The 26120-nt window shown below is 71.2% G+C and carries 27 protein-coding genes; 17 read left to right on the plus strand and 10 right to left on the minus strand.

Annotated elements, in window-relative coordinates; translation table 11 throughout:
- Nucleotides 1–148 precede the first annotated feature (148 nt).
- Nucleotides 149–1000, plus strand: coding sequence for a serine protease (locus KKZ08_RS24190; protein WP_223776445.1), 852 nt, complete (start codon nt 149–151; stop codon nt 998–1000).
- 226 nt (nt 1001–1226) lie between these two features.
- Here KKZ08_RS24190 and KKZ08_RS24195 read toward each other — a convergent pair whose 3' ends face one another.
- The 3 genes from KKZ08_RS24195 to KKZ08_RS24205 form a co-directional block, all read right to left on the minus strand.
- Nucleotides 1227–1625 carry a DUF2267 domain-containing protein gene (locus tag KKZ08_RS24195; protein ID WP_223776446.1) on the minus strand — a complete coding sequence of 133 codons (399 nt, stop codon included), beginning with the start codon at nt 1623–1625 and terminating at the stop codon, nt 1227–1229.
- Between the two features lie 94 nt (nt 1626–1719).
- Entirely contained in the window at nt 1720–2142 is a 423-nt protein-coding gene (locus tag KKZ08_RS24200) for an Hsp20/alpha crystallin family protein (protein WP_127910904.1), read from the minus strand.
- Nucleotides 2143–2280: 138 nt separating this feature from the next.
- Entirely contained in the window at nt 2281–2658 is a 378-nt protein-coding gene (locus KKZ08_RS24205; protein WP_223776447.1) for a hypothetical protein, read from the minus strand.
- Between the two features lie 403 nt (nt 2659–3061).
- Here KKZ08_RS24205 and KKZ08_RS24210 point away from each other — a divergent pair, with 403 nt between their 5' ends.
- The 4 genes from KKZ08_RS24210 (at nt 3062) to KKZ08_RS24225 (ending at nt 6102) form a co-directional block, all read left to right on the plus strand.
- On the plus strand, nt 3062–3409 hold the full coding sequence (locus KKZ08_RS24210) for a MerR family transcriptional regulator (RefSeq protein WP_223776448.1): 348 nt from the start codon (nt 3062–3064) through the stop codon (nt 3407–3409).
- 294 nt (nt 3410–3703) lie between these two features.
- Entirely contained in the window at nt 3704–3907 is a 204-nt protein-coding gene (locus KKZ08_RS24215; protein ID WP_030788646.1) for a cold-shock protein, read from the plus strand.
- 279 nt (nt 3908–4186) lie between these two features.
- Nucleotides 4187–5707 carry a DEAD/DEAH box helicase gene (locus KKZ08_RS24220; protein WP_223776449.1) on the plus strand — a complete coding sequence of 507 codons (1521 nt, stop codon included), beginning with the start codon at nt 4187–4189 and terminating at the stop codon, nt 5705–5707.
- A gap of 101 nt (nt 5708–5808) precedes the next feature.
- On the plus strand, nt 5809–6102 hold the full coding sequence (locus tag KKZ08_RS24225) for an SCO5918 family protein (RefSeq protein WP_223776450.1): 294 nt from the start codon (nt 5809–5811) through the stop codon (nt 6100–6102).
- A gap of 14 nt (nt 6103–6116) precedes the next feature.
- On the opposite strand, the gene KKZ08_RS24230 is transcribed toward KKZ08_RS24225, so the two are convergent.
- Nucleotides 6117–7736, minus strand: a complete 1620-nt coding sequence (locus tag KKZ08_RS24230; protein ID WP_223776451.1) for a D-aminoacylase — start codon at nt 7734–7736, stop codon at nt 6117–6119.
- Between the two features lie 407 nt (nt 7737–8143).
- Complete coding sequence (locus KKZ08_RS24235; RefSeq protein ID WP_223776452.1) at nt 8144–9484, minus strand: amino acid deaminase; 1341 nt, start codon at nt 9482–9484, stop codon at nt 8144–8146.
- 127 nt (nt 9485–9611) lie between these two features.
- On the opposite strand from KKZ08_RS24235, the gene KKZ08_RS24240 reads away from it, so the two are divergent.
- From KKZ08_RS24240 to KKZ08_RS24255, 4 genes are all read left to right on the plus strand, one after another.
- On the plus strand, nt 9612–10703 hold the full coding sequence (locus tag KKZ08_RS24240; RefSeq protein ID WP_223776453.1) for a sugar kinase: 1092 nt from the start codon (nt 9612–9614) through the stop codon (nt 10701–10703).
- Complete coding sequence (locus tag KKZ08_RS24245) at nt 10700–11458, plus strand: IclR family transcriptional regulator (protein ID WP_223776454.1); 759 nt, start codon at nt 10700–10702, stop codon at nt 11456–11458. Before KKZ08_RS24240 ends, KKZ08_RS24245 begins: the two co-directional genes overlap by 4 nt.
- A gap of 10 nt (nt 11459–11468) precedes the next feature.
- Complete coding sequence (locus tag KKZ08_RS24250) at nt 11469–11924, plus strand: RidA family protein (RefSeq protein ID WP_223776455.1); 456 nt, start codon at nt 11469–11471, stop codon at nt 11922–11924.
- Between the two features lie 121 nt (nt 11925–12045).
- A complete protein-coding gene (locus KKZ08_RS24255; RefSeq protein WP_223776456.1) occupies nt 12046–13536 on the plus strand; it encodes a gluconate:H+ symporter in 1491 nt (496 codons plus the stop codon).
- 42 nt (nt 13537–13578) lie between these two features.
- On the opposite strand, the gene KKZ08_RS24260 is transcribed toward KKZ08_RS24255, so the two are convergent.
- The 3 genes from KKZ08_RS24260 to KKZ08_RS24270 form a co-directional block, all read right to left on the minus strand.
- On the minus strand, nt 13579–14001 hold the full coding sequence (locus KKZ08_RS24260; protein ID WP_223776457.1) for a PIN domain-containing protein: 423 nt from the start codon (nt 13999–14001) through the stop codon (nt 13579–13581).
- 17 nt (nt 14002–14018) lie between these two features.
- The gene (locus KKZ08_RS24265; protein ID WP_223776458.1) at nt 14019–14318 is read right to left on the minus strand and encodes a hypothetical protein; all 300 of its coding nucleotides are present in this window, start codon (nt 14316–14318) and stop codon (nt 14019–14021) included.
- Nucleotides 14319–14463: 145 nt separating this feature from the next.
- Nucleotides 14464–14655: a hypothetical protein gene (locus KKZ08_RS24270; protein WP_223776459.1), complete on the minus strand. Its 192-nt coding sequence runs from the start codon at nt 14653–14655 to the stop codon at nt 14464–14466.
- Nucleotides 14656–14855: 200 nt separating this feature from the next.
- Here KKZ08_RS24270 and KKZ08_RS24275 point away from each other — a divergent pair, with 200 nt between their 5' ends.
- Nucleotides 14856–15332, plus strand: coding sequence for an ATP-binding protein (locus KKZ08_RS24275; RefSeq protein ID WP_320590089.1), 477 nt, complete (start codon nt 14856–14858; stop codon nt 15330–15332).
- Between the two features lie 78 nt (nt 15333–15410).
- On the opposite strand, the gene KKZ08_RS24280 is transcribed toward KKZ08_RS24275, so the two are convergent.
- Nucleotides 15411–16754 carry a M14 family metallopeptidase gene (locus KKZ08_RS24280; protein ID WP_223776460.1) on the minus strand — a complete coding sequence of 448 codons (1344 nt, stop codon included), beginning with the start codon at nt 16752–16754 and terminating at the stop codon, nt 15411–15413.
- Nucleotides 16755–16924: 170 nt separating this feature from the next.
- Here KKZ08_RS24280 and KKZ08_RS24285 point away from each other — a divergent pair, with 170 nt between their 5' ends.
- Nucleotides 16925–18256: an Nramp family divalent metal transporter gene (locus KKZ08_RS24285; RefSeq protein WP_223776461.1), complete on the plus strand. Its 1332-nt coding sequence runs from the start codon at nt 16925–16927 to the stop codon at nt 18254–18256.
- Between the two features lie 97 nt (nt 18257–18353).
- Here the strand turns inward: KKZ08_RS24285 and KKZ08_RS24290 are convergent, their stop codons facing one another.
- The gene (locus KKZ08_RS24290) at nt 18354–19361 is read right to left on the minus strand and encodes a chitinase (RefSeq protein WP_346657891.1); all 1008 of its coding nucleotides are present in this window, start codon (nt 19359–19361) and stop codon (nt 18354–18356) included.
- A gap of 237 nt (nt 19362–19598) precedes the next feature.
- Between KKZ08_RS24290 and KKZ08_RS24295 the strand changes: the two genes are divergently transcribed.
- The 6 genes from KKZ08_RS24295 (at nt 19599) to KKZ08_RS24320 (ending at nt 26120) form a co-directional block, all read left to right on the plus strand.
- The gene (locus tag KKZ08_RS24295; protein ID WP_223776462.1) at nt 19599–20510 is read left to right on the plus strand and encodes a hypothetical protein; all 912 of its coding nucleotides are present in this window, start codon (nt 19599–19601) and stop codon (nt 20508–20510) included.
- 96 nt (nt 20511–20606) lie between these two features.
- The gene (gene cpaB, locus KKZ08_RS24300; RefSeq protein WP_223776463.1) at nt 20607–21317 is read left to right on the plus strand and encodes a Flp pilus assembly protein CpaB; all 711 of its coding nucleotides are present in this window, start codon (nt 20607–20609) and stop codon (nt 21315–21317) included.
- Between the two features lie 311 nt (nt 21318–21628).
- The gene (locus KKZ08_RS24305; RefSeq protein ID WP_223776464.1) at nt 21629–23254 is read left to right on the plus strand and encodes a TadE/TadG family type IV pilus assembly protein; all 1626 of its coding nucleotides are present in this window, start codon (nt 21629–21631) and stop codon (nt 23252–23254) included.
- Nucleotides 23251–23673 (plus strand): TadE/TadG family type IV pilus assembly protein, encoded by a 423-nt coding sequence (locus KKZ08_RS24310; protein ID WP_223776465.1) that lies wholly within the window; start codon nt 23251–23253, stop codon nt 23671–23673. Before KKZ08_RS24305 ends, KKZ08_RS24310 begins: the two co-directional genes overlap by 4 nt.
- A 34-nt stretch (nt 23674–23707) precedes the next feature.
- On the plus strand, nt 23708–25045 hold the full coding sequence (locus KKZ08_RS24315) for a CpaF family protein (RefSeq protein WP_223776466.1): 1338 nt from the start codon (nt 23708–23710) through the stop codon (nt 25043–25045).
- 127 nt (nt 25046–25172) lie between these two features.
- Nucleotides 25173–26120: a type II secretion system F family protein gene (locus KKZ08_RS24320; protein WP_223776467.1), complete on the plus strand. Its 948-nt coding sequence runs from the start codon at nt 25173–25175 to the stop codon at nt 26118–26120.

Raw genomic sequence — 26120 nt, forward strand, 5'->3', positions numbered from 1 at the left:
GGGGTGTTCCGGCGGCGGTTCGGCGAATATCGCCCCGAGCGCCCCCGTCGGGCGGTCTTGTTCTCGGGGGCGCGGACCCCAACAATGCGCATGACAAACCGAACGACCTTCGGTCACCCAGTCATCAGTCATCAGAGGGGACCCCCACATGAACAAGCCTCTCGTCGGCGTGTGCCTCGCCGTTCTGCTGTGCGGAGCGACGGCAGCGCCCGCGACGGCCGCCGGTGCCGAACGGGCCGTGGCGCCCGCGGTCGCGGCCGTCGACCTCGCCGGGACGGTGGCGCTCGACAACTGTTCCGGCTCCGTCGTGCGCGTCCCCGGCTCGCAGCCCGGCGACCCCGCCCTCGTCCTGTCCAACGGCCACTGCCTGGAGAGCGGCTTCCCCGCCCCCGGCGAGGTCGTCGTCGACAAGCCCTCCTCGCGCCGCTTCACGCTCCTCAACGCCTCCGGGGGCAACCTCGCCACGCTCCGGGCGAGCAAGATCGCGTACGCCACCATGACCGACACGGACATGTCGCTCTACGAGCTCACCAGCACCTACCGCGACATCGAGAGCAGGTACGGGGTCAAGGCGCTGGAGCTGGACACGGAGCGGCCCGCGCAGGGCCGGGCGATCACCGTCGCCTCCGGCTTCTGGAAGAAGCTGTACAAGTGCGCCATCGACGGCTTCGCGCACCGCCTCAAGGAGGGCGGCTGGACCTGGAAGGACTCGGTCCGCTACACCCCCGACTGCAAGACGATCGGCGGCACCTCGGGCGCCCCGGTGATCGACGACGCCACCGGCAAGGTCGTCGCCGTCAACAACACCGGCAACGACCGCGGCGGCCGGTGCACGGACAACAACCCCTGCGAGGTCGACGAGACCGGCAAGGTCACCGTGCGCGAAGGCATCAACTACGGCCAGCAGACCTACACCCTCGTGCCCTGCGTCGGCACCGGCAACAAGATCGACCTCGGCCGGGCGGGCTGCACCCTGCCGAAGCCGGCCAGGGGCCGCTAGGGCCTGTCTGACCATTCCCGCCTGCCTCGCGACGCCATGCACGCTCCCCCGAGCTCTTCGAGCAGGGGGTGCCCCCACTCGCCGCACCGGGCGCAGAGCCAAGTACGCCGCGGGGCCGCCCTCCGGGCGACGACGGGAATGGTCAGGCAGGCCCTAGACGCCGCCGCGGGTGCCGTCCCCGCACGCCGGGCCCCGAGATCCGGGAACGGCACCCGCGCGGCCCGCCTCAGGCCGCCTGCGCCAGCTCGGCCCTGCCGAACAGCAGGGCGTACCCCGGCGGCAGCAGGTCAAGCAGGCGGTCCACGAGCTCGCCGTCGACCGCCTGCGCCAGGGCGGTGAGGACGGAGCTGACGTCCCATCGGGCGGTGGCCGGAGTGGCGCCCTCCAGGCGCAGCGCCACGCTCTCGACGAACTCAGGTGCTGTGAGCCGCCGTGTCACGGGCACCTGGTCCGCGATCACCCTCGCCGCCTCGACCGGCAGCTGGGCCGCCAGGTCGACGCGTTCGTCCCCGACGACGTGGCCGCCGAGGGCGGACAGGACGGTGCGCGTCACGCGCTCCGCCTCCGCGGCGGTGGCGTACTGGCCGGATTCCCTTACCGCCTCGATGAGTTCGCTCCATCTCATCGTGCGTTCTCCTCCGTCTTCTCTTGTGGACCTTCTGTTGTCGACCTTCTCTTGTCGACCGGCCGCGCTCGCCACGCGGCCGTCTCCCGCATGGTCAGCCGCTGATCTGCCGGCGTCCGCTGTCGCCGCCGCTGATCTGGATCTTGCGCGGCTTGGCCTGCTCGGCCACCGGGATCCGCAGCGTCAGGACGCCCGCTTCGTACGAGGCCTCGATCCGCTCGGTGTCCAGGGTGTCGCCGAGGAACAGCTGGCGGGAGAAGGTGCCGGTGGGGCGCTCGCCCGCGATCAGCTCCACGCCCTCGGGGGCGGGGGAGCGGCGCTCGGCACGGACGTTCAGTACGTGGCGTTCCACGTCCAGGTCGATCGACTCGGGGTCGACGCCCGGCAGATCGAAGTGGACGACGAACTCGTCGCCCTGGCGGTAGGCGTCCATCTGCATCCCCGCGGGGCGCGCGCTGTTGAAGACCTGCTGGGCGAGGCGGTCGACCTCACGGAACGGGTCGGTACGCATGAGCATCACGGGTCACTCCCTTCGTCAGGTGCTGGGTGCGATGCCCTACGGATTTCTATATAGCTCGGAGGAGAAAAATTGACAAGGCCGGACTCAGGTCCGGTTCCGGGCGGAGCGCGGAACCGGACCCGGGCCCGGCGCGGGTCAGTGGTCGGAGTAGCTGAGGTCGCCCACGCTCCAGGCGCTCACGTCCTGGAGGGCGATGCGGTACATCCCGCCCGTCTCCGGCAGGCCCAGGGTGCCCTGGAGGATCCGGGCCAGGTGGAAGTGGAGGTGGGTGGGGGGTGTGGTGCCCCGCGGCGGGTCGTCGGGTGCCTCGTCGGTCTCGAATACGGAGGCGAACGGGCCCAGCTGGGCGGAGTCCTTCAGGACTTCGGCGACACGCCGCCGCCACAGGGCTTCGGGGGCCAGTCGTCCGGTGATGACGGCACCGGCCACGACCACGGTGAGGGACATCTGATTGCTGTGCTCGGACTCCACCAGGGTGGCGATGTCTACGAGCAGTTCGTCAGGCTTCGACATGACTGGTGAGCCTACCGACGACAGGGGGCGCGTGGGTCCTTGGATCCCTCCTCCTCCGCTCCCGAAAATCTATCGCGACGGCGGTAGACATGCGTAACCGCCGTTGTTAGAGTTCTTGGTGTAGTCAAAGACGTTGGAAGCCGTTACAGGCAAGGAAGTGCAAGAAGGGAGTGGGACGCCATCAGGATCGCCCGGACGAGGCACGGCATCGCCCGGGTACCGCAGGCCCCGGATTGGAAGGTGGTCCCCGGTCACGCATTCACGATCCCCGCACCCCCGCTCAGCAGGGCGGCCGTGCGGTCACAGAGAGCCGGCACACAAGGCCGGTAGATGGTGTTGAAACCCCTCGGGGCCTGGTGCCGTACGGCACCAGGCCCCTCGACGCGTTCCAGAAAAGGTGCAAATGCCCCCAGAGACCCTCACGCAAGGCCCCGATCGGTTCGATGACGACGACTATCCCGCCTACACGATGGGCCGGGCCGCCGAGATGATCGGCGCCACGCCCGGCTTCCTCCGGGCCGTCGGCGACGCCCGCCTGATCACTCCGCTGCGCTCCGAGGGCGGCCACCGCCGCTACTCGCGCTACCAGCTGCGCATCGCCGCGCGCGCCCGCGAACTCGTGGACCAGGGCACGCCGATCGAGGCGGCCTGCCGGATCGTCATCCTCGAGGACCAGCTCGAAGAGGCCCAGCGCATCAACGAGCAGCTGCGCGGAACCCGCGCCAGGCCTGAGGAGGCGCCGTCGTCCTGAGGGCGCCGTCGTCGGATATCTGTGACGGCAAATGCAGAATTTCGCGTGATGCGCGATGAGGGTTTATCCGCCGACCGGCGGAGCGGTAAGGAAAACCCTGCGCCGTCGGCGAGGGCGTGCTACTGTCGATATCAGTTGCAGTTGTGGTTCCCAGAGACTTCAAGTGCTCAGTCGGCGTTATGTGTCGGCGGGGCACTTTGTATTGCCGGGTCATTCCGGACGGGGTAATCATCGCGGCGACGCGGAGTTCACACAGTGTGAATTCCACGGGCACTGCCCCGAAGGAGATATGACATGGCTACTGGCACCGTGAAGTGGTTCAACGCGGAAAAGGGCTTCGGCTTCATCGAGCAGGAGGGCGGCGGCGCCGACGTCTTCGCTCACTACTCGAACATCGCCACCCAGGGCTTCCGTGAGCTCCAGGAGGGCCAGAAGGTGACCTTCGACGTCACGCAGGGCCAGAAGGGCCCGCAGGCCGAGAACATCGTTCCCGCCTGACGCTGACGCGCACTTCGTAGCTGGGGCCCGCACCTTGGGTGCGGGCCCCAGCTCGTTTTGTTTCCGGGAGATGAACGCATTTCTCCTGTGATCCGACGTGGCGACGACAGTCCGGTGAATCCACCCGGGGTCCGTCCGTCTCTTTTGACCGGCCGGTCACGGAATATTCCGGCGGCCGGGTTTTTGTTTCTTTCCCCCCGGCCGTTCCTGCAATTCTGGGCACTGGAGTCAGTGCTGCCAAGAATTCCTCGATACGCGCCGCATCGAGGAAGGTTCTTCATGAACCGCTCAACTCGCACGAACGGCCGACACGCGGGTGGCCCCCGCTCCTCCGGCGGCTTCCGCGCCCCGGAGGGCTCCCGCTCCGGCGGCGGCCCCCGGCCCGGCGGCTCCCGCTCGGCCGGCCGCCCCTACTCCAAGGGATCCTCCCGCCGCCCGGCCGCGCTCCAGGGAGAGTTCGCCCTCCCGGTCACGGTCACCCCGGCCCTGCCGCCCGTCGAGGACTTCGCCGCGCTCGGCCTGCCGAACGGCGTCGTGGAGACCCTGACCCGTCTCGGCGTCACCGAGCCCTTCCCGATCCAGGCGGCCACGCTGCCGAACTCCCTCGCGGGCCGCGACGTCCTCGGCCGCGGGCGCACCGGATCCGGCAAGACCCTCGCCTTCGGCCTCGCCGTGCTGGCCCGCACCGCCGGGCAGCGCGCCGAACCGCGCGGCCCCCTCGCCCTGATCCTCGTACCCACCCGCGAGCTCGCCCAGCAGGTGACCGACGCCCTCACCCCGTACGCCAAGGCGGTGCGGCTGCGCATGGCCACGGTGGTCGGCGGCATGTCGATCGGACGGCAGGCAGGCGCCCTGCGCGCCGGCGCCGAGGTCGTCGTCGCGACGCCCGGACGGCTCAAGGACCTCATCGAGCGGCGCGACTGCCGGCTCGACCAGGTCGCCATCACCGTCCTCGACGAGGCCGACCAGATGGCCGACATGGGCTTCCTGCCGCAGGTCACCGAACTCCTCGACCAGGTGAGGCCCGGCGGCCAGCGGATGCTGTTCTCCGCCACCCTGGACCGCAACGTCGACCTCCTCGTCCGCCGCTACCTCAGCGACCCGGTCGTCCACTCGGTCGACCCCTCGGCCGGCGCGGTCACCACGATGGAACACCACGTGCTGCACATCCACGGCGGCGACAAGTACGCCGCCACCACGGAGATCGCCGCCCGCGACGGACGCGTGATCCTCTTCCTGGACACCAAGCATGGCGTCGACAAGCTCACCACGCACCTGCTCCAGAGCGGGGTACGGGCCGCCGCCCTGCACGGCGGCAAGTCGCAGCCCCAACGCACGCGTACCCTCGCCCAGTTCAAGTCCGGGCAGGTCACGGCGCTCGTCGCCACCAACGTCGCGGCGCGCGGCATCCACGTCGACGACCTCGACCTCGTCGTCAACGTCGACCCGCCCGCCGACCACAAGGACTACCTCCACCGCGGCGGCCGCACCGCCCGCGCCGGTGGCTCCGGCAGCGTCGTCACGCTCGTCACCTCCGCGCAGCGGCGCGACATGAGCCGTCTGATGGCCGCCGCAGGGATCACGCCGCAGACCGCGCAGGTGCGCTCCGGCGAGGCCGAACTGACCCGCATCACCGGGGCCAAGGCCCCCTCCGGCGTACCGGTGACCATCGCCGCCCCGCCGAAGGAGAACTCCCGCCGCGGCGCGCCCGCCCGTGGCCGTCGTCCCCGCGACGGCCGGGCCCGCCGTGCCTACGCGGCCCGTACGCAGGGCGGCGAGGGGCAGGGTACGGCAGCCTGAGGGTGAGCGGCTCTGTCCGCTTCGCCCCGGCTCTCCTCTCGTCCTCTTCTCTTCTCCCTCCCCGTCTCGTCCCGTTCCTCTCCCGCTCCTTGTGAGGCACCATGCGCTGCGTCATCGCCCGCTTCCCCTTCGACCTGTTCAAGAGTGAGGTCGAGCAGGCCATGAAGGGCGTCAAGCCCGAACCCGTCACCGGCGAGTCCGTGATCATCGGCCGCCGCCACTACCCCGTCAAGCAGGTCGGGGAAGTCATCACGCGTCAGGACCGCCGCGACTTCTCGGCGCAGGAGGTGACCCGGGCGCTCAGCGGCCTCGGCTTCACCTGCCGTGCCGCGCCCGCGCCCGAGCCCGTCGTCACCGAGCCGGTGCCGCAGGCCTGGCCGACGTCCCTCGTCTAGCCCAGGCGGCCGGTTCAGGGAGTCCGGCGTACGGCGCGTCCCGCGAGGACGTCCGTGCGCCGGCCGTCCCGCATCACGAACCGGCCGTCGATCAGGACGTGCGGGATACCGGTGGGAAGCGTGCGGGGCTCCTCGAAGGTGGAGCCCGCCGCGACGGTCTCGGGGTCGAACAGGACCAGATCGGCGCGGTATCCCTCACGTACGACACCCCGGTCGGGGAGCCGGAGGCGGGCGGCGGGGCGCGAGGTGAGGTGGGCAACGGTCTCTTCGAGTGACATGACGTCCAACTCCCGTGCGTAGCGCCCGAGGTACTGCGGGAACGTGCCGTACGCGCGCGGATGCGGCTTGAAGCCCTGAAGGATGCCGTCGCTGCCGCCCGTGTGCACGCGGTGGCGCATGATCGCCCGGACGTTCTCCTCGTGGCCCACGTGCTGGAGGATCGTCGAGCCGAGGCGGTCGTCGATGAGCAGGCGCCGGGCGGTGACCCACGGCTCCTCGCCGCGCTGGGCCGCGGAATGGGCGATCGTCTTGCCGACGCAGGAGGCGAGCCCCGGGTCGGAGACACCGGAGATCTCGATGGTGTCCCACTCGATGGGTACGCCGTGACAGCCGTCGGCGCCGATGACCTCCATGTGGTGGCGGATCTTCTCGGCGGTCGCGTCGTCCCGGAGGCGCGCGAGTATCGCCTCCGGCCCTCCCTCGCTCGCCCAGCTCGGCAGCATCGCCACGAGCGTCGTGCAGCCGGGGGTGTAGGGGTACGTGTCGAGGGTGATGTCCGCGCCCTGCGCGAGCGCGTCGTCGAGGAGCGCCAGCAGATCCGGGGCCTTGCCCTTGTTCACGCCGAAGTTCATCGTCGCGTGGGCGAGGTGCAGGGGGCAGCCCGCCGTGCGGGTGAGGCGCACCATCTCCTCGTACGCCTGGAGGGCGCCGGCGCCGTAGCTGCGGTGGTGCGGGCAGTAGTAGCCGCCGTGGGCGGCGACCACCCCGCAGAGTTCCGTGAGCTCGGAGTCGTCGGCGTACATGCCGGGGGTGTAGGTGAGGCCCGACGACATGCCGACGGCGCCTTCGCTCATGCCGTCGGCGACGAGCTGCTTCATGCGGTCCAGCTCGGCGGGGGTGGCGGGGCGGTCGTCCCAGCCCATCGCGTACATGCGGACGGTGCCCTGGGGGATGAGATACGCGGCGTTCACGGCGATGCCGTGGCCGCCGTGCGAGCGGTCCAGGCGGTCCAGGTACTCGCCGACCGTGCGCCAGTCGAAGTCGATGTCGCCGCCGTCGCCGTTCCAGCCGGTGATGGCCTGGCGGACCTGGGCGAGCGTGCGGTCGTCGACGGGGGCGTAGCTCAGGCCGTCCTGGCCGATGACCTCCAGGGTGACGCCCTGGGCCGCCTTCGCGGTGTGCGCGGGGTCGCGGAGCAGGGCGAGGTCGCTGTGGGCGTGCATGTCGATGAAGCCGGGCGCGAGTGCGAGGCCGTCGGCGTCCAGGGTCGTCGCGGCGGTGGGGCGGGGGCCGCCGCCGGTCTCGTCCTGCCGGTGGATCCCGGTGATCCTGCCCTCGTGTACGGCGATGTCTGCGCGGTAGGAGGCATCTCCGGTGCCGTCGATGACGCGGGCGTCTCGGATCACCAGGTCCATGGGGGGCCTCTCTCGGTTGTCGTGGGTTTCCGCCGGCCTTCGGCCGATTGCTTTCCCCACCCGCCCGCCCGTGCGGGTTCGTTGGCGGGTGCGGGTGGCCCCTGTGGGGGCGGGGATTGTTCGGCGGGTGACGGTTGTGGGTGGGTGTTCTTCGCGGCCTTCGGCCGATTGGTCTCCCACCCGCCCGCCCATGCGGGGGTGTTGGCGGGTGCGGGTGGCCCCCGCGGGGGCGGGGGTTGCTTGGCGGGTGCTGGGTGTGGGTGGTTCTTTCCCGGCCTTCGGCCGGATTGCTTCCCCACCCGCCCGTCGCGGAGCGGCGGTTCAGGGGGTGGCCGCCGGGTTTCGCGCGGGTGGGTGGGAGAGGAGCCACGGGCAAGGGGATACCGCCGGGTTCCTCTCACCGCCCCTCAGAAGAACGTACGGATGTACTCCGTGACCGTCCCGTCCGCCTCCACCAGAGGAATCAGCTGCCACTTGTCGAACGCCGTGCACGGGTGCGAAAGCCCCATCCCCAGCCAGTCCCCCACGGCCAGCTCCGCCTCCGGCCCCGTCCGCACCCACCCGTGCTGATCGGAGAGCCCCGTCACCGTGACCCCGGCCGCCGCCCGCTCCACACCATCGCGCCGCACGACCTGCGCCTCGGGCAGATCCAGGTCGTACGCCGCATCCCGCTTCCCCGCGTTGACGAACGCCTGCTCGGCGGACGGCTTCGACACCACCTGCGCCCACAGCCGGAGAGCCGGTTCGAGCGCACCCTCCTGCGGGACGCGGTTGAAGGGCGTGACATGCCGGTAGTGACCGTCGTCATGGGAGACGTACGCACCCGAGCGCAGCAACTTCAGCACCGGCACGGACAGTTCGGGAAGCTCCGCGAAGACCGACGCCACCGCGTCGAACCACGCGCTGCCGCCCGCGCTGACCACGACCTCCGGCAGATCCGCGAACCGCCCCGCCTTGTCCAGCTCGACGGCCAGCGCGGTCAGCCGCCGCAGCCACGCCGTGACCCGCTCCGTGGTGGCCCGCGGCACCTCGCCCTCGTACCCGGCGACGCCCACGAGCCGCAGTGTGTCGGCGCCCGCGACGGCGTTGGCGATCTCGAAGCACTCGGCCTCGGTCCGCGCGCCGGTCCGCGCCTCGTCACCGGCGCCCAGTTCCAGCACGACGTCGACGGGCCGGCTCGCGCCCGCCTCGCTGAGCGCGGCGTGCATCAGCTCGACGCCGCGTACGGAGTCGACGTAACAGATGAAGCGGAAGGACGGATCGGCGTCCAGCTCGGCGGCGACCATGCGCAGCGCCGCCGCGTCGACCAACTCGTTCGCGAGGAAGATCCGCGAGGTGCCGAACGCCCGTGCCACGCGCACCTGATGGGGCACCGCCAGCGTGATGCCCCACGCTCCGCGCTCCATCTGCCGGGCGAAGAGCTGCGGTGCCATCGACGTCTTGCCGTGCGGCGCGAAGGCCAGGCCGTGCCGCTCGGCGTACGTCTCCATGAGCGCGAGGTTGTGCTCAAGGCGCTCGGCGGAGAGGGCGAGGACGGGGGTGGTGAAGCCGCCGGTGAAGAGGTTCCTGCGCTGGGCCGCGAGCTCGCCGACCGTCAGCCCGTCGGCGTCCGGGGGGAGGCCCTTGAAGCGGTGGTCGATCCGCTCGTCCGCAAGCGCGGCCAGCGGATCGGCAGCCGGCGGACCGGCGTTCGATGCGTCCGAGGAACGGTCGGCGGCGGGGTTGTCGGCGGGGTTGTCGGCGGCCATGGGCGCCTCCTCCAGTGGTGCGTTGCAGCATCTGCAACAGTCATTGCGTATGTCGCTGACTGCTGTCTAACATCCGAGCCAACCCCGGGTCAACGGATCCGGACAGACGGTTGAAGGGCTGGAGATCGTGACCGCACAGGCAGCCGCAAAGGCCGTCCCGGAGGCCGCCGCGCAGGCGATCGTGGACGTCGTGGCACTCGGCGAGTCCATGGTCACCTTCCGGCCCGCCCGCCCCGGCCGCCTCGCCGACGTGCCCTCCTTCGACCGCGGGATCGGCGGCGCCGAGTCGAACGTCCTGTGCGCGCTCGCCGTCGCCGGACACACCACCCGCTGGGTCAGCCGCGTCGGCGCCGACGGCTTCGGCGACCACCTCGTCGAGACGATCGCCCGCTACGGCGTCGACACCTCCGCCGTCGGCCGCGACCCGCACCGCCCCACCGGCATCTACTTCCGCACCGCCGACGACCGCGACACCGACGCCCACGAGGTCGTCTACTACCGCGCGGGCTCCGCCGCCTCCGCCATGGCACGCGGCTCCGTCGACGAGGACGCGCTCACCGCCGCCCGCGTCCTGCACCTGTCGGGCATCACCCCCGCTCTCTCCGCCGACTGCCTCGACCTCGTACGCCACCTCTGCACCCGGCGCCCGGACCGCGGCGCCCACGCCCCCCTGATCTCCTTCGACGTCAACCACCGCCCCGGCCTCTGGAAGGACGCCACCACCGGCCCCGACGTCCTGCTCCGCCTCGCGCGCGGCGCCGACCTCGTCTTCGTCGGCGAGGACGAGGCCGCGACCGCCTGGGGCGTGACCGGCGGCCCCGACGCCCTGCGCGCCGCCCTGCCCGAACCCGCCATCCTCGTCGTCAAGCAGGGCAGCCGCGGCGCCACCCTCTTCCGACACGGCGAGGACCCCGTCTTCCAGCCCGCCCTGCACGTCGACGTCGTCGCGCCCGTCGGCGCAGGGGACGCCTTCGCCGCCGGGTTCCTCTCCGCCACCCTGCGCGGCCTGCCCGCCGCGCGGCGGCTGCGCCACGGCCACCTCATGGCCGCCGCCGCCCTCACCGACCCCGGCGACCTCGCGACGCCCCCCGCCCGCGCACACGCCGACCGCCTCGCCGCCCTGGACGACGCCGCCTGGGAGACACTTCGTCTCGGCCCCGGCTGGACGGCGAACGCCCAAGAGCACGGCGGGGCCGAGGAGGAGGTACGTACCCCATGAGCCAGACCGTCGACCGCGCGCTCTCGATCCTGCCGCTGCTCGCCGAAGGTCCCGCCGACCTGGGGCAGGTCGCCGACCGGCTCGGCGTCCACAAGTCCACCGCGCTCCGGCTCCTGCGCACCCTCCACGAACACGGCCTGGTCTTCCGCCAGTCCGACCAGCGCTACCGCCTCGGCGCACGGCTGTTCGCGCTCGCGCAGGAGGCCGTGGAGAACCTCGACGTGCGCGAGATCGCCCACCCCCACCTCCTCGCCCTCAACGAACGCTGCGGCCACACGGTGCACCTCGCCGTCCACGAGGACGGAGAAGTCCTCTACATCGACAAGGTCGAGAGCCGCTACCCGGTGCGCATGTACTCGCGCATCGGCAAACCGGTGGCGATCACGGTCGCCGCCGTCGCCAAGCTCCTCCTCGCCGACTTCCCGGAAGCCGAGCGCCGCGCCCTCGCGGAGAAGCTCGACTACCCCACCTACACGTCCCGTTCCACACCCAACGCCGCGGCTTTCCTGCGGGAGCTGGAGAAGGTGCGCGAACAGGGCTGGGCCACCGACCTCGGTGGCCACGAGGAGTCCATCAACTGCGTCGGGGCCCCCATCCGCGGCGCGGACGGACGCGTCGTCGCCGCCATGTCGGTCTCCGCGCCGAATGTCGTCGTCACCGCCGAGGAACTCCTCGCACTGCTCCCGCTCGTACGCCGTACGGCGGAAGCCATCAGCCGGGAGTACTCCGGCCACGCCCCCCTGAAAGAAGCCTGAAGGACACCTCATGCCCGAGAACACCAGCAACACCAGCAACACCGACAACAGCGGCAACACCGTGAAGACGGCCCTCACCCCGGCCACTCACACCACCCCGCCCGCGAAGTTCTCCCACGGCGTCAGGAAGGGCAACATCCTCCAGGTCGCCGGCCAGGTCGGCTTCCTCCCCGCCGAGGAGGGCAAGGCCCCCACCCCGGCCGGCCCCACCCTGCGCGAGCAGACCCTCCAGACCTTCGCCAACGTCAAGGCGATCCTCGAAGAGGGCGGCGCCACCTGGGACGACGTGATGATGATGCGCGTCTACCTCACGGACGTGGACCACTTCGCCGAGATGAACCAGATCTACAACGAGTACTTCGAGGAGCAGGGCCTCAAGGCGCCCGCCTCGGCCCGCACCACCGTCTACGTGGGCCTGCCCAAGGGCCTGCTCATCGAGATCGACGCGCTCGCCGTCCTCGGCTGACACCCGCCATCACTCGCCGGCAAGCCGTACGTCGTCACGGCGCGGCGCCCTTCCCGTTCGCGGAGGCGCCGTGCCGCGATCCCCCCTGCTCCGAAAGCCCCATGCACTTACGAGGTCAACGATGTCCCCGTCCCACACCGCCGTGCTCGCGGCCGCCCCCGCCGTAGAGCCGCCACCCCACACGGGTGGCGTCCTCGCCCTGATCGACGGCACGGCGGGCCTGCTGACCGTCGCCGCGCTCGGCATCGTCCTGCTGCTCTTCCTGATCATCAAGGTCCGGCTCCAGCCCTTCGTGGCGCTGCTCGCGGTCTCCATAGCCGTCGGCCTCTCGGCCGGCCTCTCCGTCACCGAACTTTTCGGCACGGTCCAGAAGTCCAACGCCGTCTCGGTCATCGAGTCGGGCATGGGCGGCATCCTCGGGCACGTGGCGATCATCATCGGCCTCGGCACGATGCTCGGCGCGATCCTCGAAGTGTCGGGCGGGGCCGAGGTACTGGCGTCGCGGCTCTTGGGGTTGTTCGGCGAGAAGCGCGCTCCACTGGCGATGGGCCTCACCGGCCTGATCTTCGGCATCCCGGTCTTCTTCGACGTCGGCATCTTCGTCCTCGCGCCGATCGTGTACGCCGCCGCCAAGCGCAGCGGCAAGTCGATCCTGCTCTACTGCCTCCCGCTCCTCGCCGGCCTGTCGATGACCCACGCCTTCCTGCCCCCGCACCCGGGCCCGGTGGCCGCTGCCGGTCTGCTCAAGGTGGACCTCGGCTGGGTCATCCTGATGGGCGTCGTCTGCGGCATCCCTGCGGTGCTCGCCGCCTGGGTGTACTCGGCGTGGGTCGGCAAGCGCATCTTCGTACCCGTTCCGCAGGACATGGTCGAGGCGGCCGACGAGGCGAAGGCGGCGGTCGTCGCCGAGCAGCGGGCGGCGGGGGTGACCCCGCAGGAGAAGCCGGTGCCGCTGGGCGTCGTCTTCACCATCATCGGCACGCCCCTGTTCCTGATCCTCCTCGCCACCTTCTCCTCGATCGCCTTCGACCCCTCGACGCTCCGGTCGGTCATCGAGTTCTTCGGCAGCCCCTTCGTCGCCCTCACGATCGCGCTCCTGATGGCGTACTACTTGCTGGGCATCCGGCGCGGCTGGTCCCGCAAGTCCCTTGAACGCGTGTCGACTTCGTCCCTGAAGCCGGTCGGCAACATCCTGCTGGTGGTCGGCGCGGGCGGGATCTTCGGCGCGGTCCTCAAGGCGAGCGGCGTGGCCGCGGCCCTCTCGGACACCTTCCAGGACGTGGGCCTGCCGATCATCGTCCTCGCCTACCTGCTCTCCCTGGTCCTGCGGGTCGCCCAGGGCTCGGCGACGGTGGCGATCGTCACGACGGCGGGCATCGTCGCCCCGCTCCTGGCGGAGGGCGACTACTCCCAGGCCTTCGTCGCCCTCGTCATCATGGCCATCTCGGCGGGCTCCATCTTCGCCTCGCACGTGAACGACGGCGGTTTCTGGATGGTGGCGAAGTACTTCGGCATCAGCGAGCGGGACACCCTGAAGACGTGGACGGTCCTGGAGTCGGTGCTTTCCGTGGCGGGATTCGCGGTGGCGGCGGTGGTGAGCCTGTTCGTGTAGGACGGGCTCGAAGTAACTGCCGATGTGCCCCTCATGCCAGCGTCACGGCAGCACGTGGAGAGGTTGGTCGTTCGCGGTGCGGGGCGCGATGACGTCCCGGTAGTGGTGATCAAGGGCCAGCACGACGGGTTGCGGCAGGGCCCATGCCAGAGCGGCGTTGACGGCGTCGGTCAGACCGGTGGCGTCTTGATCGGAGTACTTGCGCATCAGCTGTTCGGCCTGGCTGAGGAGAGGCCAGGTCATGGGTGCGAGTTTCAGCCTGTCCGTGCTTGCCCACGCCCGCAGACTGGTCAGCGTGTCCGCTGCGGCAGTGCCGCTGATCTTCGTCGTGAGGTGGTAGTCCAGTTCGGCGAGGACCAGGGGTGACACCACGAGCCTGTTGACGTGTGAGACCGCTTGGACTGCGCGTTCGTGGTGATCGTCCTCGCGGTTGTAGAGAGCGAGGAGCACCGAGGTGTCGGCCACGGCGAACGCGTGGTGGCTTACTCGGCACCGTCCTCGAACAAATCCTTGGCGGAGTTGGTCGCAAGGTCGGGCGGACCGTCGAACATCGCCTGTGTCAGCGCGGCCATCGCATCGGCGTCCTCACCCAGAGGGGAGTGGAAGGCGAGGGGAACGCCACGGGCGACGTGGTCCAGTACCACTTCTTCCGGGGTGCGTCCTTCCAGGAACGCGAGGGTGCGCAGCGCTTCGGCCTGGTCGCCTGTGTAGGTGAGGGTGACGGAGACGGTGTCCGTCGGCGAAGGCGTGTGGTCCGGGGGTGGGGCGGGCGCGTCGGCCACAGGGTTCTCCTCCTGCCTGCCGTATGGCGGGGTGTGTGCAAATTCTGACAGTAGCGTCAGCGATGCCGGCAGTATGCCGCTTTCGTGCAGGTGAGGGTCCGGACGAAGTCTCGTCGCGGACCCTCACCTGTGCGGCGGGGAGCTGTTACAGGAGGTGGTCGGCTTTACCGGCCTTGATGTCGTGGATGAGGGTGCGGGGGGCTTCGCGGGTGTCGGTGAGGTAGTGGTCCTCTTGGCCCGCGACGGCGATGTAGGCGTTGCCTGCGGGGTCGGTGCCTATGCGGAAGCAGTTGTTGCCTTCCCCGCAGAAGGGGTCGTCCCAGTTGATGCCGGGCACGGGTCGCTCCTAGAGATCACGGGCGATGGTGCGAGGCCTGCCTTCGGTAACACAAAGCTACGCACGGCAGTCGGCAGCGCATCGCGCGGGCCTGCCCTCGTCCTTCTTCCCTGGGAGGGGTGGGGTTCGCGTCAGGGAGACGAGTCACCCGCAGCCGGGGGCCGCCCGACGTCCGACGCCAGTCACTCCATGGAGCCCCCATGCCCCGCATCACCGTCTGCCCCACCCGGACCGACACCTCCGCCGCGACTCCCGACACCCTCGCGTACAGCCTCACCCTGCCCTCGGCCCTCACGTCACCGACGATCGCCCGCACCCTCACCCGCACCGTGCTCACCGCACACGGACTGACCGCGCTGGTGGACCCGGCGACCCAGGCCGTGGCCGAACTGACGGCCGCCGCCTGCACGTTCAGCGCGACGCCCGAGGTATACCTCTCCCTCCGCTTCCGCGACGGCACACTCCGCGTCATCGCCTACGACAGCCACCCCCGCCACACGCGCCCCCGCCTCGCCGCCGCCTGTGACGCCCGCCGCCGGGCGGCACTACGGCTGCTCGCCTGCGTGACGCGGGCGCGAGGGCGACTGGGGCTTCGGCGAGGCGCGGGAACCGGGCGGGGGTACGCGGACGTGGGCGACGGTGCGGTACGGCGGGGGGTGGCGTACGGGCACCGCTAGCCGCACCCCGACGCCGCGACCCCGGGCCCCTCCAATGGGCCCCGGGGCCGCGGCAGGCGGCACCTCAGCCGTCAGCCGTCAGCTCGTGCAGTACTGCTGCTCCTTGCCGATGGACCGGTACATGCAGTCCGCGTTCTCCAGCAGCTGCAGCACCGCGTCACGGTTCCGCGAAGTCTCCCGCTCGATCACCTCGTCGGGCGGGTAGAAACCGCCGCCGCCCGCCGACGACGGGTACATCTCGAAGGTGTAGCTGAAGATCTTCTGCGCGCCCCACAGCCAGTCGTCGATCGAGCCGTCCGTGATGTAGAGGTCGCTCGCCTGCTCGGGCGTGTAGCCGTTGCTCGCGGCCATCTTCCTGCCGACGGTCGCGTGCGCGTCACGGTCGTCCTGGGTGAGGCCGGCGGCCGTGTCGGCGTACGTGTAGCCGTACGGCCACAGGATCAGCTCGCTGTACGTGTGGAAGTCGATGGCCGCCCTGATCTGCTGCTTGCCGCCGACGACCCGGCTGCGTACGAAGTCCGCGACGACCTTGACCTCGGGGGCCGACTCGGCGGCGCGGCCACGGTAGGTGTCCGAACCCGCGGAGCCGGACGAGCCGCCGCAGCAGCCCCACTTGTAGGCCCAGTTGCGGTTCAGGTCGGTGCCGATGCTCGTCGAACCGCTGTTGGGCTGGCGGTTCTTGCGCCAGCTGCGGTAGGAACCGGTCGCGATGTCGTACTCGCCGCCGTCCGGGTTCATGTCCGGCACGATCCAGATCTCGCGGGAGTCGACCATCTTCTTCACCCGGGCGTCCGTGGCGTAGTCGTCGCCCAGCTCGCGCAGCAGGTACAGCGCCATCTCCACCGTGAGGTGCTCGCGGGCGTGCTGGTGGTGGGTGAAGAGGACCTCGGGCTCGGCCTCGTCGGTGGCGACGTTGTCGCTGATCTTGATGGCGACGATGTCCCGGCCCGCGTAGGACTTGCCGATGACCCGCTTGCTCATCAGGTTCGGATGGGCCGCGATGCGCTGGTCGATCGCCGCCGTCATCTCGGCGTAGTTGTGGTACCTGGCGTCAGCGGGCGGGAAGTCCTTCGGCTCCACCGCCTTTCCGTCCGTACGCTTCGGCGGGCCGGCCAGGGCCTTCAGTTCGTAGCCCGCCGCTCGGAGCCGGGCGGCCTCCCTGCCGTCGGCCGAGACGACCACCGCGCGGGCGTCGACCTCGTCGATGGCGACGCCGGTGCGCGCGAGCGCGGTGCGCGCGGCGCGGTCGTCGGCCAGGGGGATCTCGTACTGCCGTGTCGTTTCGGTGTCGTCCGCCGTCGCCGCCGTGCCGCGTCCGGCCGGATCGGCCGGTGCGGCGTTGGCGGTGAGAGGTGCCGCCACGGCGAGGGCGAGCAGGGCCGCGAGGGCGGCGGATCTCCTGCCGCGTATGCGGAGTCGCATGAAGTCTCCTCAGGGGTGGGGGGTGGTTCAGTGCGACGCGTGGGGTGCGGGATGCGGGTTCGGGGTGCGTGGTACGCCGCCTCATCGTCGGGGCATGGCATGCTCCCGTCAACGGCCTTCTTCGGCCAACCCCCTTGTGCGGCACGCCGCGATGCGCTTTCTTGATCGGCATGGCTGAAACCACAGGCAGTGGCACCACCGCCGACGCGTCGGCACCCCAGCCGCGCAAGTCGAGCTGGAAGTACATCGGCCCCGGCATCGTCGTCGCCGCGACCGGCGTCGGCGCGGGCGACCTCGTCGCGACCCTCATCGCGGGCAGCAATTTCGGCTACACCCTGCTGTGGGCCGCCGTCATCGGCTGCGTCGTGAAGATCTCGCTCGCCGAGGCCGCCGGGCGCTGGCACCTGTCCACCGGGCGCACCCTCTTCGACGGCTGGGCGAGCCTCGGCCGCTGGACGACGTGGTTCTTCGTCGTCTACGTCGTGATCTGGGGGTACGTCTACGGCGCCGCCGCCATGTCGTCGTCCGGGCTGCCCCTCCAGGCGCTCTTCCCCGACGTCATGGAACTCAAGTGGTGGGCGATCCTGACCGGACTCGTCGGCCTGGTCTTCGTCTGGTTCAACAAGTACGCCGTCTTCGAGAAGGTCATGACGGTGCTCGTCGGCATCATGTTCGTCGTCACCGTCTACCTCGCGATCCGCGTCACCCCGAACCTCGGGCACGCCTTCGCCGGACTGCTGCCCGTCCTGCCCGACGAGAAGGACTCCATCCTCAACACGCTCGGCCTGATCGGCGGCGTCGGCGGCACGATCACCCTCGCCGCGTACGGCTACTGGGTCAACGCCAAGGGGTGGACCAACACCGGCTGGATGAAGGTGATGCGGCTCGACAACCGCGTCGCCTACATCACCACCGGCGTCTTCGTCGTCGCCATGCTCTTCGTCGGCGCCGAGCTCCTGCACTCCGCGAACGTCGCCATCGCCAGCGGCGACAAGGGCCTCGTCCAGCTCTCCGGCATCCTGGAGAAGGAGTACGGCACCGCCACCGCCAAGCTCTTCCTGATCGGCTTCTTCGCCACGTCGTTCACCTCGCTGATCGGCGTGTGGCACGGCGTGAGCCTGATGTTCGCCGACTTCGTCGAGCGCTACCGCAAGCAGCGGGCGGGCGCGGACTCCGCCTCGCTCAGCGGCGAGGAGGTGGCCTCCGGCGCCCGCGAGAAGTCGGTGCCCTTCCGCGCCTACCTGCTCTGGCTGACGTTCCCGCCGATGATCCTGCTCTTCCAGGGGCAGCCGTTCCGGCTCATCATCATCTACGGCGTCCTCGGCGCCGCCTTCATGCCGTTCCTGGCGCTCACCCTGGTCTGGCTGCTCAACTCCTCCCGTACGCCCAGGGAGTGGCGCAACGGCTGGCTCAGCAACGGCATGCTGACGATCGCGGGCCTGCTGTTCCTCGTGCTGTGCATCAAGCAGATCTCGGACCAGGACTGGGGCAGCTTCTTCTAGGCGTAGGCGTAGGCGTAGGCGTAGGCGCGGTCGTGGCCGGGCGCGGCAGCGCCGCCGGGGGAGCGGCGGCGCTGCGGTCCTCATCGGCCGGCCACGGCTACGGCAGGCCGTGGACGTGCGCGCCCACCGACCTGGACCAGGCGCTCCCAGCCGTGGCGTCCCAGTTCGTGGACCACGTCATCGCGCCCCGGATGGCCGGGTACGTCCTGGACGGCTTGAAGGTGCCGCAGCCGGTGCCCTTCGCCAGGCAGTCCAGGGCCCTGTTCACGACGTCCGGCGCGACGTATCCGCCGCCGGCCGCGCGCGGCGACGCGGGGACGCCGAGGCCGACCTGGGAGGGCGCGAGGCCGTTCTCCAGCTGCACGCAGGCGAGCGCGGTGAGGAAGTCGACGGTGCCCTGGCTGTAGACCTTGCCGTCGCAGCCCAGCATCGAACCGCTGTTGTAATACTGCATGTTGACCACCGTGAGGATGTCCTTCACGGCGAGCGCGGTCTTGAAGTACGCGTTCGACGGCGACTGCATGTCGATGGTCTGCGGCGCCATCGTCAGCACGAGGCCCGGCCCCGCCTTGGCCGAGAGGGACTTGAGGGCCTGCGTCATGTACGTCGCGTTGAGGCCGTTCTCCAGGTCGATGTCGACGCCGTCGAAGCCGTACTCCCGCATGAGCGCGTACACCGAGTCCGCGAAGGCGCCGGCCGACGCCGCGTCGTTGACCGTCACCGCACCCTTCTCGCCGCCGACCGAGATGATCACCGACTTGCCCGCCGCCTGCCTCGCCTTGATGTCGGCCTTGAACTGCTCGACGGTGTAACCGCCGAGACCCGCCGAGTCGAGGTTGAAGGTGACCTTGCCCGGGGTCGCGGTGGCGTCGGCGAAGGCCACGGCGATGATGTCGTACTCGTTCTGCACGGCGCTCAGCTTCTGCACCTGGGCGCCGTTGTCGAAGTTCTGCCAGTAGCCGGTCACCGCGTGGCGGGGGACGGCGCGCGTCCCGGCGTCGGCGGTCGCGGCTCCTGCGGTGAACAGGCCCGTGGCGGCGAGGGCGAGTGCGGTGAGGGCGCCGGCGACGGCGCCCGGCCTTCTCCTGGGGGGTGTGCGGTCCACTGCTGCCTCCGGTGGGGGGAGAGGTGCTTCGGAACGGTGGCCACCGCTGGTGCTTGGTCGTACAAGCTGGTCCAGACCAATTGAGTTGTCAAGGCCTCAAGCATCACCGGATGCCCGGACGAGTGGCCGCAGAGGACTCCCCACCTCCGCATGAACACGGGGAAGTTGGGTGTTGAGGCACCCATGACGTGGATATGGTGCTGAGGCAGGAGTGCACGAGGACCGGGGGTGTACGCGTTGCCGACCGCCATAGCCGTCACCGGCCCCGATCTCGTGCTGCCCTCGCCCGACCGGCACACCCCCTCGGCCGCCGTCCTCCAGTGCGCCGTGCGGTCCCCGCGGGCGTACTCGCTGGACCAGGCGCTCACCGAGATGGACACGCTCATCGAGCACCACGGCTACGTGATCGTCCTGTGCCCCGCGTCGGCGCCCGCGGCGGTCGCCCACCGGCTCCACGCCGTCCGCTCGGTCCTGGAGAGCGACCGCATCGCCGTCGTCCGCTCCGAGCTGCCGCCGCTCGGGCTCGCCGTACTCGCGCTCCAGTTACGGCAGTTGTCGGTCTGCGACTTCAGCCCCGGCGTCCTCGCCTCCGCCGCCCGGCTCCTCTCCCACTACATCTACGCGGGCGCCCTGCTCGGCTCCGTCACCCGGCTCGACCGCGTGCCCGTCACCCTCCAGTCGCACGCCAAGTCCTGGCTGCCTGGCGCCCAGTTCGCGGTCCTCGCCACGCCCAGGCCCGAGCTGGTGAAGCTCCCTGGCGGCGACGGGCCGGGCCTGACCGGTCCGGGATTCAGTACGAGGATGCTGTACGCGCCCGGCCGGCTGGCACCCGGCTGGGTCACCGACTCCCTGGCCCCCGCGTGGCACGTCCAAGGCGTCGCCGAGGCGCGCCTGCCCGCCGAGTCGGCCCGCTGGTGGGCCACCGGCAAGCTCGTCGAGTTCGCCGCCGCCATCCCCGACATCTCCGTCCTCTACCAGCTGGTGTCCTCCGTCCGCCGCGACGACTGCCACTGGTGCGGGCTCGAACTCATCGGCGACCGCTGCGCGTTCTGCGCAGCGCCGCTGCCCGCCGCCCCCGATGACCGGCCCGCCCCCGACCGCGCCCTCGCGGCGCGCGGCACGACCGCCCTGCCCCGAGGCACGACCTAACCCGCACTCCCGACCCGTACGCGACCCGACGACCGATCATGCGCCACTTCGCTCACTGTCCGTAGCCAACCGCACTCGATCGAGGTAGTCCGGCCCATGAACTCACGCCAGCGCCGCGGCGTCATCCTGCTGGTCCTGTCGGTCCTGTGCGCCTTCGGTGCCTTCGCGGGCGTCCTCTCGGTGATCCGTGACGTGAACTCGAAGGTGGGCCCCGAGGTCGCCGCGTACAAGCTCAAAGGGGACATCGCGCCCTACAAGGAGCTGACCGCCGGGCAGTTCGAGAAGGTCGAGATGCCCGAGCGGTGGCTGTCCGAGAACGCCGTCACCGACCTCGGCGAGATCCGCGGCAAGATCGCCGTCACCCAGCTGCGCAAGGGCTCGCTGCTCCAGTCCGACATGATCGTGAAGCGGCCCGAACTCGGCCCGGGGCAGCAGGAGATCGCCATCATGATCGACGCGGCGACGGGCGTCGCGGGCAAGATCACGCCCGGCGCGACGGTCAACATCTACGCCACCTTCAAGGGCGATGCCGACAAGGCGAAGGACCAGTCGAAAGTCATCGTGGAGGGCGCCAAGGTGCTCGACGTCGGCAAGCTGACCCCGCTCGAACCCGACCAGGACGACCGCACGCGCCGCAGGGCCTCCGAGGCCGTCCCGATCACCTTCGCCCTCGGCACGGCGGACGCACAGCGCGTCGCCTACGCGGAGTCGTTCGCCACGCATGTCCGCCTCGCCCTCATCGGCGAGGGCGGCGACCCGACCGTGCCGCCGCGGGATCGCACGTACACCCTCGACGAGGACAAGTAGGAGGTCTCGTATGGCCACGTGGAGCTTGTTCGCAGCTGGGGGCGTCGTGACGGCTCGGATGCGGTCGGTGCCGGCGTCGGGGTTGGGGGCGGCGTCGGTGTCGGCGGGGGCGGGGCGGGTGCCGGGAGCGCCGCCGCCGGGGGTGGCTGGGGCACCGGGGATGGCCGGGTCACCGGAGACCGCCCGGCCGCCGGGGACGGCCGGGCTGCCCGGGACGGCCGGGGCACCGGAGACCGCCGGGCCGCCGGAGGCGGTCAGGTCACCGCGGGGCCGCACGTGCTCCCTCGACGAGGACAAGTAGGAGGTCCCGTATGGCCACTCGGATCCTGCCCGCCGTCGGGGACATCGAGGCCGCCCGCGCGCTGTCCACCCTCACCGGACAGCTGCCCGACGCCGAACCCGCCCTGCCCGTCGGCGACTCCACCGCGCTGCTCGACACCCTCGCGCGGCTCGCCGCCGAGTCGGTCGACGAGCTTCCGGAGGTCGTCCTCGTCCACGAGCGGATCGGGCCGGTCCCCGCGCTCGACCTCATCCGCGACCTCGTCCTGCGCTTCCCCGTCGTCGGCGTCGTCCTGATCACCGCCGACACCAGCCCCGGCCTCCTCACGGCCGCCATGGACTCCGGCGCGCGCGGCATCGTCGGCCTCCCGCTCGCCTACGACGCCCTCGCCGAGCGCGTCCAGGCGGCCGCCGCCTGGTCCTCCGGGATGCGGCGCCACCTCGGCAGCGGCGGCGGCCTTGAGCTGTACGGGGGCACGGGCGCCCCGGGAGCGCCCGGCGGCATGGGTACGGTCGTCGCGGTCAGCGGGGCGAAGGGCGGCGTCGGGACGACCCTGGCGACCGCGCAACTCGCCCTCGCCGCCCAGGCTTCGGGCCGCTCCGTCGCCCTCCTGGACCTCGACCTCCAGTCCGGGGACCTCGCCTCGTACCTGGACGTGCAGTTCCGCCGCTCGGTCGCCGACCTCGCCGCCATCACCGACATCACGCCCCGCGTCCTCCAGGACGCCGTCTACACCCACGAGACCGGCATCGCCATGCTCCTCGCCCCCGCCGAGGGCGAGCGCGGCGAGGAGGTCACCGACCGGGTCGCCCGCCAGATCCTCGGCGCCCTGCGCGCCCGCTACGACGTCGTGGTCGTCGACTGCGGCGCCTACGTCACCGCGGCGAGCGCCGCCGCCGTGGAACTCGCCGACCACGCCCTGCTGCTCCTCACCCCCGACGTGGTGGCGGTACGGGCCGGCAAGCGCATGGTGCGCCTCTGGGACCGCCTCCAGATCCGCAAGGCCGAGGAGACCCTCACCGTCGTCAACCGCCACGGCAAGGGCACGGAGATCCAGCCGTCCCTGGTCGAGCGCGTCACCGGCACCCGGGTGGCCCGCACCACCGTGCCCGCCGCCTTCAAGGAGCTCCAGGCCGCCGTCGACGCGGGCCGCGTGCAGGACCTCGACAGCCGCTCCTCGGTGAAACAGGCGCTGTGGGCGCTCGCGGGCGAGATCGGCCTCGTCGACGCCAAGGCCGCGGGCGCGGCGAAGCGCGCCGGTCTCGGCCTGCGGCGGCGGGCGGCGACGGGCGACCGGGGCGCCGTCACACTCGAATTCGCCGGGATGTTCCCCCTGCTGCTCGCCGTCATGGCGATCCTGTGGCAGTGCGCGCTGTACGGCTACACGTACTCCCTCGCCGGGAACGCCGCGGACGAGGCGGCCCGGGCGGCCACGGCCGCGTACGCGGTGGGGGAGGGCGGCGCCGGGGCCTGTTCCGAGGCGGCCAAGGAGCATCTGCCGGCCGCCTGGCAGGACGCGGAGGTGTCCTGCACGGACGAGGGCCCGGTGTGGAAGGCCCACGTATCGGTGGACGTGCCGGTGTTCTTCCCCGGCTTCGACGCGGGGTGGCGCGTCGACGGGGAAGCGGGCGCGGCGAAGGAGGGGGAGGACGGGTGAGGGCGCCGAGGTTCCTCGCGGGCCGGGGCCGGGGCCGGAGCCGTGGCCGTGGCCGCCGCTGGGACGACCGCGGCGTCTCGATCCTGGAGTTCGCCGGGTTCCTGCCGGTCCTGCTGCTCGTCGGCCTCGCCGCCATCCAGCTGGGCCTCGTGGGATACGCCGCGAACCAGGCAGGCTCCGGCGCCCGCGCGGCGGCCCGCGCGGCCTCGCAGGGCGAATCCGGGCAGGCCGCGGGCGCGGCGGCCATGGACGGCGGGCTCAGCTCCTCCGTCACGGTCGGCGGGGGCGGCGACACCACCACCGCCACGGTGAAGGTCGACGTACCGCTCCTGCTGCCCTTCGTGGGCAGCGGCTGGAGCGTCACCAAGGAAGCGACCATGCCCAACGACGACGACGCCACCGCGGTCGGAAGCGGCTGAAGTCACCGACGTACGAAGGAGGTTGAAGGACGCCATGAGCCTGCGCGACCGCGTGGCCCCCATCCACCAGAGCGAGCCGAGCCGTGACGACGGCCTCGTCGCCGTCTACCGCTCCAAGCTCCTGGAGGAGATCGACCTCGCCGAGATGTCCTCGCTCACGGCCGCGGACCGCCGCGTCCGCCTGGAGCGCGTCCTCGGCCACATCATCAGCCGCGAGGGCCCCGTCCTCTCCACCTCCGAGCGCGCCCAGCTGATCCGCCGCGTCGTGGACGAGGCGCTCGGCCTCGGCGTCCTGGAACCGCTGCTAGCCGACACCTCCATCACGGAGATCATGGTCAACGGCCCCGACTCCGTCTTCGTGGAGCGCGGCGGACGCGTGGAGCAGCTCCCGCTCCGCTTCGCCTCCAACGACCAGCTGATGCAGACCATCGAACGCATCGTCTCCACGGTCAACCGCCGCGTCGACGAGTCGAACCCCATGGTCGACGCCCGCCTGCCCACCGGCGAGCGCGTCAACGTGATCATCCCGCCGCTCGCCCTGACCGGAGCCACCCTCACCATCCGCCGCTTCCCGCGCGCGTACACGCTCTCCGAACTGATCGGCCTCGGCTCGCTCGACGAGCACATGCTGATGCTGCTCGCCGCGTTCGTGCGCGCCCGCTTCAACCTCATCGTCAGCGGCGGCACGGGCAGTGGCAAGACGACCCTCCTCAACGCGCTCTCCGGCCTGATCCCCGCCCACGAACGCATCATCACCATCGAGGACTCCGCCGAACTCCAGCTCCAGCAGGACCACGTCGTGCGCCTGGAGTCCCGGCCCGCCAACGTCGAGGGCAAGGGCCAGATCACCATCCGCGACCTCGTCCGCAACAGCCTGCGCATGCGCCCCGACCGCATCATCGTCGGCGAGGTCCGCGGCGGCGAGACCCTCGACATGCTCCAGGCGATGTCGACGGGCCACGACGGCTCGCTGGCGACCGTCCACGCGAACACGGCGGAGGACGCGCTCATGCGCCTCCAGACCCTCGGCTCCATGTCGGAGGTGCAGATCCCCTTCGAGGCGCTGAAGGACCAGATCAACTCGGCCGTCGACGTCGTCATCCAGCTCGCCCGGCACAGCGACGGCTCCCGCAAGATCTCCGAGATCGTGCTGCTCGTCTCGCACGGGCGCCAGCAGTTCCGCATCGCCCCGGTCACCCGCTTCGTGCCGCACCCGGTAGGAGCCGACCGCGTCGTGCGCGGCCGCTTCGAACACCTGCCGCTGCCACGCGAGACCGCCGACAAGCTGTATGGGGCGGGGGAGCCGGTGCCGCCGGCGTACGGGGTGGCGCGGACCGCCGACGTACTCGACACGAGGGAGGCGATGGGATGAGGGGGCGGGGATCGTGCGGGGCGGGACTTCGCCGGGCCGGAGTTCGCCGGGCGGGACTGCGCCCGGCGGGACTGTGCCGGACGGGTCTTCGCCAGGCCGGGCTTTGCCGGGCGGGAGGGGGCCCACGATGACCGACCCCGCGCTGCTCGCCCTGGGGGCCACCATCCTGACCGGCACGCTCGCCGTCGCGGGCGTCCACTCCTACGCGTCGGGCCGCGCCCAGCGCCAGGCCCTGGTCGACCGGCTGGCGCTCGGGCCCGGCACGGGGGACGGCGGCCCGCCCGGCCGCGCACGCCGTTTCGTGGCCGTCGACCGCCGCCTGCGCCGCACCCGCCTGGGCCGCGCCATCCACCTGCGGTTGTCCTCGACGGGCCTGGATCTGACCGCGGGCGAGTTCTTCACCTACGTCGTCGCCGTCGTCGCGGCGCTCTGGCTGCTGGCGGCGGCCACGCTCGCGCCCTTCTTCGGCCCGGTCGCGGGGCTGGTGGCGGTATGGGGCGCCGTCGCCTTCCTCAACTGGCAGCGCCAGAAGCGCATCGAGGCGTTCATCAACCAGCTTCCCGACGTCGCCCGCATCCTGGCCAACGCGACGGCGGCCGGCCTGGCCCTGCGCACCTCCCTCGCGATGGCGGCGGAGGAACTGGAGGCCCCGGCCGGCGAGGAACTCTCCCACGTGGCCGACCAGTTGACCCTTGGCCGCTCCATCGACGACACCCTCGGCGAACTGGCCGAACGCCTCCCGTCCCGCGAGCTCATCGTCCTCGTCACGACGCTCGTCCTGTCCAACAAGGCGGGCGGCACGGTGGTCAACTCCCTGCGCAACCTCACCCAGACCCTGGAGGACAGGAAGGAGACGCGGCGCGAGGTCCGCACGATGCTGTCGGAGGTCCACGCGACGGCGTTCACGGTCCCCCTGCTCGGCCTCGGCTCGCTGCTCCTGATCAACTCCTCCAACGAAGGGGCCCTGGAGCGCGTGACCGGCTCCCCGGTGGGCCAGACGCTGATCCTGATCTCCCTGGGGCTGTACGGGATCGGCTTCTTCGTCATCCGACGCCTCGGCAAGATCGAGGTCTAG

It is taken from the genome of Streptomyces sp. 135 (assembly GCF_020026305.1).
Classification (GTDB): Bacteria; Actinomycetota; Actinomycetes; order Streptomycetales; family Streptomycetaceae; genus Streptomyces.

What these genes read in the sequence shown, in the direction of transcription:
- KKZ08_RS24190 (WP_223776445.1), top strand. Translation starts at nt 149, where the DNA reads ATGAACAAGCCTCTCGTCGGCGTGTGCCTCGCCGTTCTGCTGTGCGGA.
- KKZ08_RS24195 (WP_223776446.1), bottom strand. Translation starts at nt 1,625, where the DNA reads ATGAGATGGAGCGAACTCATCGAGGCGGTAAGGGAATCCGGCCAGTAC.
- KKZ08_RS24200 (WP_127910904.1), bottom strand. Translation starts at nt 2,142, where the DNA reads ATGCTCATGCGTACCGACCCGTTCCGTGAGGTCGACCGCCTCGCCCAG.
- KKZ08_RS24205 (WP_223776447.1), bottom strand. Translation starts at nt 2,658, where the DNA reads ATGTCGAAGCCTGACGAACTGCTCGTAGACATCGCCACCCTGGTGGAG.
- KKZ08_RS24210 (WP_223776448.1), top strand. Translation starts at nt 3,062, where the DNA reads ATGCCCCCAGAGACCCTCACGCAAGGCCCCGATCGGTTCGATGACGAC.
- KKZ08_RS24215 (WP_030788646.1), top strand. Translation starts at nt 3,704, where the DNA reads ATGGCTACTGGCACCGTGAAGTGGTTCAACGCGGAAAAGGGCTTCGGC.
- KKZ08_RS24220 (WP_223776449.1), top strand. Translation starts at nt 4,187, where the DNA reads ATGAACCGCTCAACTCGCACGAACGGCCGACACGCGGGTGGCCCCCGC.
- KKZ08_RS24225 (WP_223776450.1), top strand. Translation starts at nt 5,809, where the DNA reads ATGCGCTGCGTCATCGCCCGCTTCCCCTTCGACCTGTTCAAGAGTGAG.
- KKZ08_RS24230 (WP_223776451.1), bottom strand. Translation starts at nt 7,736, where the DNA reads ATGGACCTGGTGATCCGAGACGCCCGCGTCATCGACGGCACCGGAGAT.
- KKZ08_RS24235 (WP_223776452.1), bottom strand. Translation starts at nt 9,484, where the DNA reads ATGGCCGCCGACAACCCCGCCGACAACCCCGCCGCCGACCGTTCCTCG.
- KKZ08_RS24245 (WP_223776454.1), top strand. Translation starts at nt 10,700, where the DNA reads ATGAGCCAGACCGTCGACCGCGCGCTCTCGATCCTGCCGCTGCTCGCC.
- KKZ08_RS24250 (WP_223776455.1), top strand. Translation starts at nt 11,469, where the DNA reads ATGCCCGAGAACACCAGCAACACCAGCAACACCGACAACAGCGGCAAC.
- KKZ08_RS24255 (WP_223776456.1), top strand. Translation starts at nt 12,046, where the DNA reads ATGTCCCCGTCCCACACCGCCGTGCTCGCGGCCGCCCCCGCCGTAGAG.
- KKZ08_RS24275 (WP_320590089.1), top strand. Translation starts at nt 14,856, where the DNA reads ATGCCCCGCATCACCGTCTGCCCCACCCGGACCGACACCTCCGCCGCG.
- KKZ08_RS24280 (WP_223776460.1), bottom strand. Translation starts at nt 16,754, where the DNA reads ATGCGACTCCGCATACGCGGCAGGAGATCCGCCGCCCTCGCGGCCCTG.
- KKZ08_RS24285 (WP_223776461.1), top strand. Translation starts at nt 16,925, where the DNA reads ATGGCTGAAACCACAGGCAGTGGCACCACCGCCGACGCGTCGGCACCC.
- cpaB (WP_223776463.1), top strand. Translation starts at nt 20,607, where the DNA reads ATGAACTCACGCCAGCGCCGCGGCGTCATCCTGCTGGTCCTGTCGGTC.
- KKZ08_RS24305 (WP_223776464.1), top strand. Translation starts at nt 21,629, where the DNA reads ATGGCCACTCGGATCCTGCCCGCCGTCGGGGACATCGAGGCCGCCCGC.
- KKZ08_RS24315 (WP_223776466.1), top strand. Translation starts at nt 23,708, where the DNA reads ATGAGCCTGCGCGACCGCGTGGCCCCCATCCACCAGAGCGAGCCGAGC.
- KKZ08_RS24320 (WP_223776467.1), top strand. Translation starts at nt 25,173, where the DNA reads ATGACCGACCCCGCGCTGCTCGCCCTGGGGGCCACCATCCTGACCGGC.